The 14,009-nt window shown below is 73.3% G+C and carries 12 protein-coding genes and 1 tRNA gene; 6 read left to right on the top strand and 7 right to left on the bottom strand.

From position 1 onward, the window contains the following. Positions 1–5: 5 nt before the first annotated feature. Entirely contained in the window at positions 6–1,307 is a 1,302-nt protein-coding gene (locus tag AB0881_RS03945) for an adenylosuccinate synthetase (RefSeq protein ID WP_366613948.1), read from the top strand. Here the strand turns inward: AB0881_RS03945 and AB0881_RS03940 are convergent. Further along, positions 1,243–2,652: a cytosine permease gene (locus AB0881_RS03940; RefSeq protein ID WP_366613947.1), complete on the bottom strand. Its 1,410-nt coding sequence runs from the start codon at positions 2,650–2,652 to the stop codon at positions 1,243–1,245. The two genes, AB0881_RS03945 and AB0881_RS03940, sit on opposite strands and share 65 nt — an antisense overlap. Positions 2,653–2,682: 30 nt before the next feature. Next, a complete protein-coding gene (locus tag AB0881_RS03935; RefSeq protein ID WP_366613946.1) occupies positions 2,683–3,651 on the bottom strand; it encodes a 2-oxoglutarate and iron-dependent oxygenase domain-containing protein in 969 nt (322 codons plus the stop codon). A 216-nt stretch (positions 3,652–3,867) separates the two neighbouring features. Between AB0881_RS03935 and AB0881_RS03930 the strand changes: the two genes are divergently transcribed. Further along, a complete protein-coding gene (locus AB0881_RS03930; RefSeq protein WP_366613945.1) occupies positions 3,868–5,835 on the top strand; it encodes a hypothetical protein in 1,968 nt (655 codons plus the stop codon). A gap of 266 nt (positions 5,836–6,101) precedes the next feature. On the opposite strand, the gene AB0881_RS03925 is transcribed toward AB0881_RS03930, so the two are convergent. Together AB0881_RS03925 and AB0881_RS03920 are read right to left on the bottom strand one after the other, a co-directional pair. Next, positions 6,102–7,229 (bottom strand): helix-turn-helix domain-containing protein, encoded by a 1,128-nt coding sequence (locus AB0881_RS03925; RefSeq protein ID WP_366613944.1) that lies wholly within the window; start codon positions 7,227–7,229, stop codon positions 6,102–6,104. A 103-nt stretch (positions 7,230–7,332) separates the two neighbouring features. After that, entirely contained in the window at positions 7,333–8,667 is a 1,335-nt protein-coding gene (locus tag AB0881_RS03920; RefSeq protein ID WP_366613943.1) for an HD-GYP domain-containing protein, read from the bottom strand. A gap of 214 nt (positions 8,668–8,881) precedes the next feature. On the opposite strand from AB0881_RS03920, the gene AB0881_RS03915 reads away from it, so the two are divergent. Next, the gene (locus AB0881_RS03915) at positions 8,882–9,265 is read left to right on the top strand and encodes an STAS domain-containing protein (protein WP_366613942.1); all 384 of its coding nucleotides are present in this window, start codon (positions 8,882–8,884) and stop codon (positions 9,263–9,265) included. A 6-nt stretch (positions 9,266–9,271) separates the two neighbouring features. Here AB0881_RS03915 and AB0881_RS03910 read toward each other — a convergent pair whose 3' ends face one another. Then, positions 9,272–9,658, bottom strand: a complete 387-nt coding sequence (locus AB0881_RS03910; RefSeq protein ID WP_366613941.1) for a hypothetical protein — start codon at positions 9,656–9,658, stop codon at positions 9,272–9,274. 81 nt (positions 9,659–9,739) lie between these two features. On the opposite strand from AB0881_RS03910, the gene AB0881_RS03905 reads away from it, so the two are divergent. Further along, positions 9,740–10,507 carry an enoyl-CoA hydratase-related protein gene (locus AB0881_RS03905; RefSeq protein ID WP_366613940.1) on the top strand — a complete coding sequence of 256 codons (768 nt, stop codon included), beginning with the start codon at positions 9,740–9,742 and terminating at the stop codon, positions 10,505–10,507. Positions 10,508–10,517: 10 nt separating this feature from the next. Here AB0881_RS03905 and AB0881_RS03900 read toward each other — a convergent pair whose 3' ends face one another. Then, a complete protein-coding gene (locus AB0881_RS03900; protein WP_366613939.1) occupies positions 10,518–11,321 on the bottom strand; it encodes an SGNH/GDSL hydrolase family protein in 804 nt (267 codons plus the stop codon). Between the two features lie 164 nt (positions 11,322–11,485). Beyond that, positions 11,486–11,559 (bottom strand) — tRNA-Ile (locus tag AB0881_RS03895). 183 nt (positions 11,560–11,742) lie between these two features. Between AB0881_RS03895 and AB0881_RS03890 the strand changes: the two genes are divergently transcribed. After that, a complete protein-coding gene (locus AB0881_RS03890; RefSeq protein WP_366613992.1) occupies positions 11,743–12,441 on the top strand; it encodes an LppX_LprAFG lipoprotein in 699 nt (232 codons plus the stop codon). Further along, on the top strand, positions 12,438–14,003 hold the full coding sequence (locus AB0881_RS03885) for an MFS transporter (protein WP_366613938.1): 1,566 nt from the start codon (positions 12,438–12,440) through the stop codon (positions 14,001–14,003). Before AB0881_RS03890 ends, AB0881_RS03885 begins: the two co-directional genes overlap by 4 nt. Positions 14,004–14,009: the final 6 nt, after the last annotated feature.

Below are 14,009 nucleotides of genomic sequence, written 5' to 3'. Positions count from 1 at the left end.
GCGGCGTGGCGCACGTGATCGTCGCCGACCTCGGGTACGGGGACGCCGGCAAGGGAACGGTCGTGGACCGGCTCTGCGCGCGGGGGCCGGAGCCGGTCGCGGCCGTGGTCCGCTTCAACGGCGGCGCGCAGGCGGCGCACAACGTCGTGGCCGAGGACGGGCGGCACCACACGTTCGCCCAGTTCGGGTCGGGGACGTTCACGCCGGGCGTGGCGACCCACCTGTCGCGGTTCATGCTAGTCGATCCGCTCGCCCTCGCCGGGGAGGCCGCGCACCTGCGGTCCCTCGGCGCGGGCGACGCGATCGAGCGCCTCACCGTCGACCGCGCCGCGCCGCTCACGACGCCGTACCACCGGGCCGCGAACCGGGCGCGGGAGACCGCGCGCGGCGCGGCCCGGCACGGCTCGTGCGGCATGGGCATCGGCGAGACCGCCGCCTACGCCCTGGCGCACCCGGACACCGCGCCGCGCGCGGGCGACTGCCTGTCCCCCGCGCGGCTGCGGCGCCGGCTGGCGGCCGTGCACGACTGGTACCGGGACGAGTTCCCCGGCGGCGAGGCCGTCCCGCCCGTGGACGACTGCGCGGACGCCTTCACCGCGTTCGCGGAACGGGTCCACGTCGTCGGGGAGGAGCACCTGCACCGACTGCTCCGCGCCGGGAACGTGGTCTTCGAGGGCGCCCAGGGCGTCCTCCTGGACGAGTGGCGCGGCTTCCACCCGTACACGACCTGGTCGACCACCACGTTCGCGAACGCGGAGACGCTGCTCGCGGAGGCGGGGCAGGGGCCCGCGTACCGGCTCGGGGTGCTGCGCGCCTACGCGACCCGGCACGGGCCGGGCCCGTTCGTCACGGAGGACCCCGCGCTCACCGCGGACCTGCCCGACGCCCACAACGGGACGGGCCGCTGGCAGGGCGCGTTCCGCGTCGGCCACCTGGACGCGGTGGCGCTCCGGTACGCGCTGGAGGTCGCCGGCGGCGCCGACGGGCTCGCCGTGACGCATCTCGACGTCGCCCGTGAGCGCGGCGACCTGAAGCTGTGCGTCGCGTACGACGGCATGGACGCGATCCCGGCCGGGCCCGCCCGCGACCTGGCGGCGCAGGAGGCGCTGACCGGGCGGCTCCTCACCGCCCGGCCCGTCTACGAGCCGCTCCCCCGCGATCCCGTGGCGGCGATCGAGGAGGCGCTGGGCGTGCCGGCCGTCCTGGGCTCGTACGGCCCCAGGGCGTCCGACAAGCGCCTCCTCAGCGCCGCTTCGCGCCGCCGAGCACGCGGTATCCCAGGGCGGCCAGCAGGAAGCCCGCGATGAACGTGACGTCCCCGACCTCCGGGACGTTCTTCGGCACGAGCCCGACGTACAGCTCCTGGTTGCAGAACAGCGCGACCGACACCACCACGGCGACGGCCATCGCGATCGGCCCCGCCGGGTTGCGGTGCCCCTTGTCGAACAGCAGCGCGTCGATCGGCTCGCCGCGGCGCAGCCACATGTCGGTCAGCACGACACCGAGCCAGGGGCCGATCCAGTACGCGATGACCAGCAGGAACGTCTCGTACGCGTGCCCCGCGTCGGCCAGCCCGAAGAACGCGACGACGAGGCCCAGCACGCCGAAGCCGAGCGCGGCCAGCGCGCGCTGGAGCGCCGGCGGCAGCCGCACGCCGATCGTCACGAACGACATCGCGCCCGAGTAGATGTTGATCGCGTTGGCGCAGATCGCGCCGAGGGTGATCGCCAGCAGGGTCAGGTGCGCGACCAGCGACGGCAGGTGCCCGGTGAACGTGCCGGTCGGGTCGCCGAGCGCGTCGCCGCCGATGGTGACCGCCGCGGCCCCGACGATCTGCAGCGACGTGCAGCCGAAGAAGATCCCGAGGCCGGCGGAGATCCCGACCGCGCGGCGGCCGGTGTCCGGCGGCAGGTAGCGGGTGAAGTCGGCGGCGTACGGGTTCCAGCCGGCCGCGTACCCGAACGCGGCGGCCGTGGCGATGACGAAGCCGCCGAGCCCGCCGCCCTCGCCGCTCGCCGGGGCACCGAAGTCCGCCTTGCTCAGGATGATCGCCGAAGCGACCGCGAACACCGCCGCCAGCACCGGGAACGCGTACCGCTCAACGGTATGAACGAGGTTGTGGCCGAAGAATCCGATGGTCACCTGGAGCCCGACCACGACGACCAGGCACAGCGGCTTGGGCAGATCGGTGAGCGTGGCCAGCGCCAGCGTCGCGCTGACGCTGTTGACGGCGAACCAGCCGACGCCGCCCGCGATCGTGTTGAGCGTCGCGGGCAGCGCGTTGCCCCGGAACCCGAACGGCACCCGCCCGAGCACCATCTGCCCGACGCCGTGCCGCGGGCCCCGCGCCGACAGCACGCCGTGCGCCAAGGCGCCCAGCGCGCTGCCCAGCAGCGCCGCCGCGGCCGCCTGCCAGAAGCTCAGCCCGAACGCGGCCACCGCCAGCACGCCGAGGAAGATCGTCGCGAACTCCAGCTGCGGCGACGTCCACGTCCAGAACAGCTTCAGCGGCCGGCCGTGCCGCTGGTCGAGCGGGATGAACTCGGCGCCGCCGGGTTCCACGGCCGCGACGCGGTCGCCGTAGTCGCCCTCCCGGACGACCACGCCGGCGGGTGGTTCCTCGGTCTTCGCGCCGTCGTGGACGTCGGTCATGAGGGGGCCTTTCCGATGGTCGCGGGGGGGTCAGCCGACGGTGATCGCGTCGAGCCGTTCGAGGAGGAACTCATGAGCGCGCACGGGCGCCAGCTCGGCGCGGCCGATCGGCGGCGCGAACGGCTCGATCCGGGCGCCCGGGTCGCACTCGTAGAAGAAGACGAGCGACACCAGCTCCTCGTCCGGCGCGCTCGGGTCGGGCGGCAGCACCCGGTGCCGGTTGGACTTCCACCGGTTCCCCGACCAGACCGCCAGCAGGTCGCCGACGTTGATGGTGAACGAGTCCTCCACCCACGGGGCGTCCACCCAGCCGTCCTCCTCGGTGTCGCCGGTGAAGACCTGGAGGCCGCCGACGCCGTCCTGCCGGTCGAGCACGGTGACGGTCCCGAAGTCGGTGTGCGGCCCGATCCGGAACTGGCCGGGCTCGGGCGCGCCGAGCTGCGACAGCGGCGGGTACCGGTTGATGTTGAGCGTGTACGACGGGTTGCCCGTGTACGCGGCGAAGTAGTCCGGGTCCAGGCCGAGCGCGGTCGCGCACAGCCGCAGCAGCTCGTCCGACAGCGCCCGCATCCGGGCCGTGTACTCGGTGAGCAGCTCCTCCAGCTCGGGGACCTCGGACGGCCACACGTTCGCCAGGAACCACTCGGCGTCGAACAGCGGGTCGCCGACCTTGGCGTCCGCGCCGATCGCGAACGTCTCCTTCAGGTCGGGCGGCGTCTCGGTGCCCTCGGCGTAGCCGTTGGCCTCCACGCCCGGCGGCAGCCAGCCGCGCTCGCCGACCGTGGCCGCGTACGCGCGCTTGACCTCCTCGGGCTGGGCGAAGAACCGCTTGGCGGCGGCCCTGATCCGCTCGCGCAGACCGGCGGGCACCCCGTGCCCGGTGACGACGAGGAAGCCGATCTCGCTCAGCGCCTCGTCCACCCGCGCCGCGACCGCGGCGCGCTCCTGCTCATCGCCGGTGAACCAGGCGGTGAGATCGATGACCGGAACGGCGTCCATGGAACGTTCCTCCTCGCGAAAGCGCAGACGACCGGCCTACTATCGCCCGCGTCAAGACCCCGTGAAAACCCCCGGAACGATCTTCGAGGGCAGATTTAACACGGCTGGAACACGGCACCGGGCGAACGCGCACGAGGAGCGCCGTGCGAACGGCGCTTGACCGCCCCGCCACGGTGCGGTCTGATCACCTCAGGCCCCACCCCCAGGAGGTCAGCCTTGCGCGCCCGAGCATCCCTGGCCCTGGTCGCCGCCGCCCTCACCGCCGCGGCGCTCGTCCCGATCCCCCCGGCGAGCGCCGCCGCCACGGGCGACGGCTGCGACCCCGTCGACCCGGCGGCGTGCCTGCTGCCGTTCCCGAGCGACTGGTACACCGTCCGGGACGGCTCCACCCCGACCGGCCGCCGGGTGAACATGAAGACCACGCTCGGCAACGCGCTCGGCATGCCGATCCGCCCGGCCGAGTGGAACCGCGCCGACGGTTTCTCGCCCGGGTCGATGCTGCTCACCCACGTCCCCGGGATCGACCTGGCCCGGACGGGCGCCGCCCCCATCACCGACATCGGCGCCTCGCTGCGGCCCGACGCGCCGATCGCCGTCATCGACACCGCGACCGGCGAGCGCTGGCCGTACTGGGCGGAACTGGACGCCAACGCGACCACGCCCGCCCGCCAAGCACTGATCATCCGCCCGGCCCGCAACTTCGTGGAGGGCCACCGCTACGTGGTGGCGCTGCGCGACCTGCGCGACGCCTCCGGCAAGCCGATCGCCCCGAACGCCACGTACCGCAAGATCCTCGACGAGCACCTCGAACCCGGCGACCCCCTGTACGAGCGCCGGCGCGCCAACCGCAGGGTCCTCGCCGACCTGAAGCGCCACGGCATCGGCCGCGACGGCCTCCACCTGGCCTGGGACTTCACCGTCGCCAGCCGGACGAGCCTGGCCGGCCGGATGCTGCACATCCGCGACGAGGCCCTCCGCGATCTCGGCAGGCGCTCTCCGGCCTTCGTCGTCACCGAGGTCAAGGAGAACGTCGACGACCGGATCGGCCGCGAGATCAAGGGCACGGTCCTCGCGCCCAGCTACCTGAACCTGCCCGGCGGACCGCCCGGCTCGCGGTTCCACTACGGGCGCGACGGACTCCCGGCCCGGCTGCCGCTCAACACCCAGCCGGTCCCGTTCCAGTGCGAGATCCCGCGCTCGGCGTTCGAGCGCCCCGCCCGCCCGGCCCTGTACGGCCACGGCCTCCTGGGCAGCGAGGGCGAGGTCGCCGCGGGCAACGTCAAGGCGATGGCCGCCGAGCACGGCTTCGCCTTCTGCGCCACGAAGTGGATCGGCATGGCGAACGAGGACGTGCCCAACGTCATCAGCGCCCTGGGCGACCTGACGCGCTTCCAGACCATCGCCGACCGGCTCCAGCAGGGCATGCTGAACTTCACGTTCCTGGGCCGCGCCATGACCCGGGGTTTCACCGGCCACAAGGCGTTCCGCACCGATGACGGGAGACCGCTCATCGACACCGAGGCCCGCCTCACCTTCGACGGCAACAGCCAGGGCGGCATCATGGGCGGCGCGCTCACCGCCGTCTCCCCCGACATCCGCCGCGCCGTCCTCGGCGTCCCGGCGATGAACTACAGCACGCTGCTCAACCGCAGCTCCGACTTCCCGACGTACGCGCAGGTCCTGAACGCCTTCTACCCCGACAAACTCGACCAGCAGATCGCCCTCGCCCTGATCCAGATGCTGTGGGACCGCGGCGAGGCGAACGGCTACGCCCAGCACATGACCGGCGACCCCCTCCCCGGGACGCCGCCGCACAAGGTGCTGATGCACGTCGCGTTCGGCGACCACCAGGTGGCACCGGTCGCCGCCGATGTGCAGGCCCGCACGATCGGCGCCCGCCTCCACACCCCCGCCGTGACACCCGGCCGCGTCCCCGACAAGGTGCCGTACTGGGGCATCCCCGGCATCAGGACATACCCGTACGACGGCTCCGCGATGATCGTCTGGGACAGCGGCTCCCCGGTCCCCCCGCTGACCAACACGCCCCCGACCGCGGGCCGGGACCCCCACTCCGACCCCCGCAACTCCCCCGAGGCCCGCCGCCAGAAGGCCGCCTTCCTGAAGACCGGCGAGGTCATAGACGTCTGCCCCGGCACCCCCTGCACCATCACCCCACCCCCCTGAACCGCCACCCACCTCCAACGTGACCGGCAGGGAAGCCCTACTCAGGTGGTGCGGACCGAATGCGTTGCGATCGCGTCCGAAGGCCAGATTCGAGCGCAAGCGAGAATCTGATCGCGCAGCGAGCCGCCAAGGCGAGACGAAGCGATGCAGCGATCGCCGCAGTGCCCGCCGAAGGAGGGCGTCCAACGCCCGACGCCAAGGGCAATGCAATAAACACAGTGCCCGCCGAAGGAAGGCCTCCCAGGCCTGACGCCAAGGGCAAAAAATCAAACACCCCCTTCGCCGAGGCTTTGGTAGGCGAGGGCCCACCAGAGTTCGGCGAGGGTGGCGTGGTCGCGGAGGTCGGCGCCGGTGAGTTCTTCGAAGCGGCGGAGCCGGTTGCGGAGCGTGTTGGGGTGGATGAACAGGGCGCGGGCGGCGTCGTCCACGTGCATGCCGCCGGACAGGTAGGTGACGACGGTGCGTTCGATGTCGGGGAGGTCTTGGAGGGGGGCGAGGTAGCGCTCGTAGAGGAGTGTGCCGATCTCGTCCTCGCTGACGACCGAGGAGCGGAGGCCGAGGTCGGCGAGGTCGTAGACGCCGCTGAGGCGGAAGCGGGCGGCGGTGTCGAGTGCGCGGGAGGCGCGGCCGAAGGCGCTGACGGCGTCGGCGGGGCGTACCGAGGGGCCGATGCCGACCACGACGTCGTCGGGGACCTTGGGGCCGGGGCGGCGGGCGAGGAGGCCGGCGACGTCGCCGTCGACGAGGGTCACGGGCGGGCTGGTGTGGGGGAAGTACGGCACGAGGGCGGTGACGATGGCGCGCGCGTCGGTGCCGCCGCGGGCGCGGAAGGGGACGTACTCGCGGTCGGCGTTGAGGCCGAACGCGGCCGCCTGGAGGTGCAGGCCGGCGCGGTCGAGGGTGCCCGACAGCAGTGCGCGGATGAACGCGCCGCGCCGCTGCTGGGCGTCCAGCGCGGTCTCCAGGTCGACGCGGCGGTGCTCGCGGGCGGCGCGGACCATCACGCCGTCGGCCCATGCCCAGACGCGCTCGGCGAGCATGAGGATCTCGCCGGGGTCGGCGTCGTTGCGGCGGGCCTCGCGGGCGAAGCGCTCCCAGACGGTGCGGACGCCGATGCGGTAGGCGTGCATGACGTCCTCGACGGGGATGCCGCGTTCGGCGCGGTCTGCGCCGACCGCGGCGGCGTCGGCGGTGACGGGGTTGCGTTCGCCGTCGACCAGGAAGCCGATGCCGTCGTGGACGCTGGCGGCGACGCCGGGCCGCAGCCGGTCGCGCGGTACGGCGGCGTACGACGGGATCTCGGCCACGATCCGGTCGACGACCAGGTCCACCACCCGTTCCGCCTCGCGCTTGAGGGAGGCCACGGTCTTGGCCACCACCGCGGACCGCTCCACCGCAGCCTCCAGACGACGCTTCCGTAAACCGGGGACTGACAAGGCTACGAAGATCTCACCGTCCGGTACAGTGCCCGCCCGCACAGAGCCGCCGGGAACGCGGTCAGGTGACCTCGAGCGGCGAGGTGGGGTCGTCGTGGTCGCGCCGCGCCACCTCGGCGACGCCGTCGCCGGGGACCGACACGGCGCCGGGCGGCGCCCAGCCGTCGCGTTCCAGCACGGTCAGGAACGCGGCCACCACGCCGGGGTCGAAGTGGTCGCCGGCGCAGCGCAGCAGTTCCTCCTTGGCCTCGTCGACGGTGCGGGCGCGGCGGTACGAGCGGTTGGACGTCATCGTGTCGAACGCGTCCGCGACCGAGATGACCCGCGCGAACTCGGGGATCTCGTCGCCGGCGAGGCCCATCGGGTAGCCGCGGCCGTCCATCCGCTCGTGGTGGTGCATGATCCCGGCGAGCGCCTCGTCCAGGAACCCGATGTCGCGGACGATCTCCAGGCCGCGCAGCGGGTGGAGCCGGATCGCGGCGAACTCCTCGTCGGTCAGCTTGCCCTTCTTCTGCAGCGCCTTGGTGGGGACGCCGAGCTTGCCCACGTCGTGCAGCATCCCGGCGTACCGGATGGCGCGGACCCGGGCGTGGCCCATCCCGATCTCCTTGGCGATCATCACCGAGCCGCGGGAGACGCGCTCGGAGTGGCCGCGGGTGTAGTAGTCCTTCGTCTCGACCGCCTGGCACAGCGCCGCCAGCGTCGCCGCCTGCGCCTGCCGCTGCGCGCGCGTCTGCTGCAGCGCCCAGCGCGCCACGTACAGCGGCAGCAGCACCAGCACCGCCACGAACGGGCCCGTCTCGACCCACGACCACAGGCCCGCGATCAGCAGCCCGAACATGCCGTACCCGAGGCAGCCGACCGCGAGCTGGCCGCTGGCGCTCGCCAGCTCGCGCGGGGTCTCCTGCTTGCCGAGCAGCAGGATCCCCGCCACCAGCGCCATGTTGACCAGCACGAACGTCACCAGCGCCCCGACGAACGGGCCGAACACGTTGAGCACCCAGCCGACCTGGCAGCCGCTGAACCGGTGGCCGCCCAGCAGCTCGAACACGCCGCCGGCGCAGTAGCCGCCGAGGGCGAACTGGGCTCCGTTGAACACCCGCTTGACCGGGGAGATCGAGCGCTGCGCGTTGACGACCGCGCACACGCCGAGCAGCGCGGCGCCCTCGGGGCCCAGCAGGACGGCGGACGCCAGGCTGGCGGCGAAGCTCAGCGACACCCTGGCGCGCTCCACGTTGAGCCGCGCGGGGGTCGAGTCGCAGACCAGGAACAGCACCGCCAGGACGGCGAACGCCGGCCAGTCGACGCCGTCGTAGGAGGCCGTCGCGATGAGCCCGGCCGCCAGCCCCACCACGCCGCAGACGTACGCCCAGGCCGCGAAAGGTAGTGACGGCATGCGGTCCCCCTCCGGGAGTCGGCCTGGCCTTTCACGATAACGAATCGATGAGCATACGGTGAGCGATTCGTCACAGAGAGCGGCGTCACGGGCATCCCGGTGACTCCGGCGGGAAGTCCTGCTTCACTTGGGAGCGGAGGGACTCTCAGGCCGGATGCCCGCGCCCAGCCGCATGCTCAGGACGAACAGTCAGGACTCGCACAGTGAGGACGCGATGAGGGACGCCGCCGTCGACATGGTCGTCGTCGAGCGCGACCGGCACACGGACGTGCTGCTGGCCGGCGAGATGGACCTGCTCTCGGCGCCCGCGGTCAAGGGCCGGCTGCGCGAGCTGGTCGCCGACCGGCCGCTGGTGCTGGAGGTCTCGGGGGTGTCGTTCTTCGACGCCGAGGGGCTGCGCGCGGTCGCGGCCACCGCGCGCCGGGGGCTGGAGTGCGGCACCGGCATCGCGCTCGTGGGCCTGCGGCCGTTCCCGGCGGAGCTGTTCCGCGTGCTGCGCATGGACGAGGAGGTGCCGCTCTGCTCGTCGGCGGAGGAGGCGCTGTGGTGCCTGCTGCCGCGCACCGACGAGGAGATCCGCGGCTGGCTCGGCGCCTGAGCGGCCCTACGGCTGGACGACCTGGCGCACGACGATCTCGTGCAGCCGGCGCTCGACGATCACCCCGACGGGCCAGTCGCGCACCAGGCAGCGCAGCAGCGCGGCCTCGTGCTCGGCGAACGAGGGGTCGCAGCCCTGCTGCTCCAGGCTGGACCGGATCGCGAGCACGTAGTCGTCGTCGGTGAACCCCGGCACGTCGCGGACCATCGCCGTCGTGGTGGCGCGGTGCGAGTTGAGGCCGGCGAACGAGCGTCCGCAGCCGCAGCCCCCGTCGGGGTCGCCGTCGTCGCGCGGGCACACCACGCCGATATGGACGAGCTCGCCCTCGACGCACCAGGCGAAGTCGTTGCCGCGGTAGCCCTGGGAAACGTTCGTGGCGGTGAGCAGCTTCAAGGAAGTACCCCCTCGCGTCCGTCGACCACGCCTACCGTACGACGCGGGTCCGACAGCGGCGCGGCGGGTACGGGGGAAGGCATGAGCGATGTCCTCCTCGTCCGGCGCGACGGCCCCTTCACCACGATCACGATGAACCGCCCGCGGCGGCGCAACGCGCTGTCCCGGGACTTCCTCCTGGAGCTGGCGGAGGCGTTCCGGGAGGCCGGCGGGACCGACGCGCGGGGCATCGTCCTGGCCGCGGAGGGCCCGGTGTTCTCGGCGGGGCACGACTTCGCCGACATGGCGGGCGCGTCCCACGCCGACGTGCGGAGCCTGCTCCAGACGTGCGCCGACCTCATGCGGACGATCCAGTCGGTGCCGCAGGTGGTGGTCGCGCGGGTGCACGCGCTGGCGACGGCGGCGGGCTGCCAGCTGGTCGCGAGCTGCGACCTGGCCGTGGCGGCCGAGAGCGCGGGTTTCGCCGCGCCGGGCGGGAAGGGCGGCTGGTTCTGCCACACGCCGATGGTCCCGATCGCGCACAGCGTCGGCCGCAAGCGCGCGATGGAGATGGCCCTCACCGGCGACATCGTGGACGCCCGCACGGCCGCCGAATGGGGGCTGATCAACTACGCCGTCCCCGACGGGGAGCTGGAGAAGGCCACCAGGGAGCTGCTCGAGCGCGCCACGCGGGGCAGCGCGCGCAGCAAGGCCCTCGGCAAGCAGGCCATGTACGCGCAGCTCGACCGTCCGGAGCAGGACGCCTACACGTACGCGATCGAGGTGATGGCCGCTTCCAGCCAGACCCCGGAGGCGCAGGAGGGCATGGCCTCCTTCCTGGAGAAGCGCCCTCCCGCGTGGCCGGGCTAGGCGGCGCCGCTCAGGCGGCCGCGGCCGCCGTCAGGGCGGGGAGGTAGCCCTTGGCGTGCCCCTCGGCGTTGGGGTGGACGTTGCCGCCGTCGATCCACGGGTCGGCGGTGCAGATCTCGTGCCCGGCGAACGCGGGCCGGGCGTCGGCGAAAGCGAACCCGGCGGCCTCGGCGCGGGCCTTGATCGCGGCGTTCAGCACGTCCGAGCCATCGTTGATCATCGCGCGCTTCTCGGCGCTCATCGCGCCGGAGCCGGTGCAGGTGCCGCCCTCCTTGTAGAGGTACGGGTAGCCCATCACGACGACCTTCGCGCGCGGCGCGCGGGACCGGATCTCGCCGTACAGGGCGTCGAGCTGCCCGGGCAGCTCCTCCTCGATGTACTCGCGGCCGTTCTCCAGCGTGGACCGGCACCAGCGCGCGCTGAACAGCTGGCACACGATCATCGTGGACGCGAATCCTGAGTCGTTGCCGCCGATGCTGATGCTGACCAGGCCGGTCCCGGCGTCCAGCGCCGCGAGCTGCCCGCTCCGCACGTCCGGGATCACCGCTCCGCCGCACGCCACGAACGCGAAGGCGGCGGGGGAATTGGCCGTGGCCCATTTGGCGGGAAAGGAATTGGCGCTGCGGGTGCACGCCTGGTCGATATAGTCGCCGGCTCCCGTTCCGGAGGAATAGGAGTCGCCGAGGGCGGCGTATTCCCCTACGGGCGCTGCCTCACCGGCGGGCGCAGCGACCGAGGCGGGGGCGGTGAGCAGGGACGCCGCGGTGAGGCCGGCGGCGCCCAGAGCCGTCGACGCGGCACGCGAAAAACGCATGGATTTCCTCCAGCGGGGGGCGGGACGAGGAGCCCTCAGTATCGCCGTCCGCCCATCGCCGGGAAAAGCGGTGCCGCCGGTGAATACGGCCAGTGCGATCGCGTGCGGAATGTGCCGCCGCACAATTCGGCGGCGGGCCGGGCGTCCCGGCCGGGTGCGTTCGGTAGGGCGGGCGGGACTCGAACCCGCGGCCAAAAGATTATGAGTCTCCTGCTCTAACCAGCTGAGCTACCGCCCCGGGCGTGCGGGCCGGAGATCCGGTGATCCCCGCCACGCCGGGTGCCATCCTAGCGGCGGCCGTCCTCGGCGGGCCACCGGGAAGTACGCCGCACGGGGGACGCGATGTCATCCCGTGTACCGAGTGACGCGGCCGGTGACCGGTCGGTAGGGTCCGCCTATGTCCAGACTGCGCGGTCGTCTTGTGCTGTTGGTCCCGGTTCTCTCCGCAGCCCTGGCGGTGACCGGATGCTCGGGCGGGGGCGGCGGCGAGGGTGCCGAGCCCGCCGCCGCGAAGCCGACGTTCGACGGGTCCCAGGAGCTCAAGCAGGCCGCGACGGCGATGGCCGGCCTCAAGAGCCTGGGGCTGACGCTGTCCACCGAGGGGAAGCCCGCGGTGCCCGTACGGGGCGGCGAGCTGAAGCTGCTGCGCGGCGGCGACGCCGATGGGACCGTGACACTGGAGCAGTCCGGCCAGACCGTCGAGATGAAGATCATCGCGACCGGGGAGACGTTCTACGTCAAGGGCGCGACCGGCGGCTGGCAGCGCTACCCCAAGGCGGTGGCCGCGGCGATGTACGACCCGTCGGCCGTGCTCGACCCGCAGCGCGGCATCTCCGCCCTGCTCCAGAAGGCGACCGGGGTGAAGGCCGAGGCCACCGAGAACGTCGCCGGCAAGGAGGCCCACCGGGTCCGGGCGACGCTGCCCCGGGACGCGATCGGCGGGCTGGTGCCGGGCCTGACCACCGATGTGAGCGGGCAGATCTGGGTGGCCAAGGCCGACCACCGGCTGCTCAAGGTCAGGGGCGAGATCCCGGCCGCGGCGGAGGGCGGTGAGAAGGGCTCGGTCGTCATCACGTTCACCGAGTTCGACGCCCCGTACAAGATCAAAGCCCCCGAGTGAGCCGGGGCGCGGGCGCGAGCCGCCGCCGGATCGCGATCGGGGCCGGCGGCGCGGTGGTGCTGCTGGCCGCGCTGGACGCCTACGTCGTCACCACGGTGCTGGTGGCGGTGGTCGAGGACCTGGCGATCCCGATCAACCGGCTGGAGCGGGTGACGCCCGTCCTGACCGGATTCCTGCTGGGGTACGTGGCGGCGATGCCGCTGCTGGGCCAGCTGTCGGACCGGTTCGGGCGGCGGGCACTGCTCCAGGCGTGCCTGGTGTTCTTCGCGGCCGGGTCGGTGGTCACGGCGCTGGCGCAGGACGTGCCGCTCCTGACGGCCGGCCGGGTCGTGCAGGGCGTCGCGGGCGGCGCGCTGCTGCCGGTGACGATGGCGCTGGCGGGCGACCTCTGGGAGGAGCGCAAGCGGCCGGTCGTGCTGGGCGCGGTGGGCGCCGCGCAGGAGCTGGGCAGCGTGCTCGGCCCCCTGTACGGCGCCGCGGTCGTGGCGCTGCTGGACGACTGGCGGCTGATCTTCTGGATCAACCTGCCGCTGACCGCGCTGGCGATGGTCGCCGTGCACGTCTCCGTACCGGGCGGCCGGCCGCCGGGCGAGCGGCCGGGCGTGGACTGGATCGGCGGACTGCTGCTGGCCGCCGGGCTCGGCCTGCTGGTGGGCGGCCTCTACAACCCCGAACCCGAGGAGTCGGCGCTGCCGCCCTGGGGCCTGCCGGTGGTGGCGGCGGGCGCCGCCGTCCTGGTCCTGTTCGCGCTGTGGGAGGCCAGGACGCGCACGCGGCTGCTGGACCTGTCCGGCGTGCGGCGCGGCCCGCTGCTGGCGACGCTGGGCGTGAGCTTCCTGTCCGGGGCGGCGCTCATGGTCACGCTGGTGGACGTGGTCCTGGTGGCCCAGACGCTCCTCGGCAAGGACACCGTCGAGGGCGCGCTGCTGCTCACCCGGTTCCTGGTGGCGCTGCCGGTCGCCGCCGTCCTCGGCGGGGCGCTGGCCCGGCGGGTGGGCGAGCGGTGGCCGATGGCGGCGGGCATGGCGGTCTCCGCGGTGGGCTACCTGCTGATCGCGGGCTGGCCGGCGGACCTGGCGGCCGCCTCGTACGGGCCGCTTCCCCGGATGGACGTGGACCTGGTGGTGACCGGCCTCGGGCTGGGCCTGGTGATCGCGCCGGTCTCGTCGGCGGTGCTGCGCGCCGTGCCCGCGGCCCGGCACGGGGTCGCGTCGGCGGCGGTGGTCGTGGCCCGGATGATGGGCATGCTGCTGGGGATCTCGGCGCTGTCGGCGTGGGGCTTCTACCGGTTCCACTCCCTGACGGCCGATCTCCGGACGCCGATGCCGTTCCTGAAGCCGGCCGAGCAGTTCCGGCGCGAGCTGGCCGCGTACGAGGAGGCGGTGCGGGACGCGCTGCGCACCGAGTACCAGGAGATCTTCTGGATCACCGCCGGGCTGTGCGCGCTCGGCGCGGTGCTGGCGCTGGCCGCCGCCGTCCGGGACCGCGACGCGGGCGAAGACGGGAACGAGGGCGGGAACGGCGAGGCCCCGCCGGCGCAGGCCGTTTCCGTCCCCTCCTGACAAGGA

Source organism: Spirillospora sp. NPDC029432 (genome assembly GCF_040703975.1).
Taxonomy (GTDB): Bacteria; Actinomycetota; Actinomycetes; order Streptosporangiales; family Streptosporangiaceae; genus Spirillospora.
Note: the sequence above shows the minus strand (reverse complement) of the source record. Positions and strands in the feature narration are given on the sequence as shown.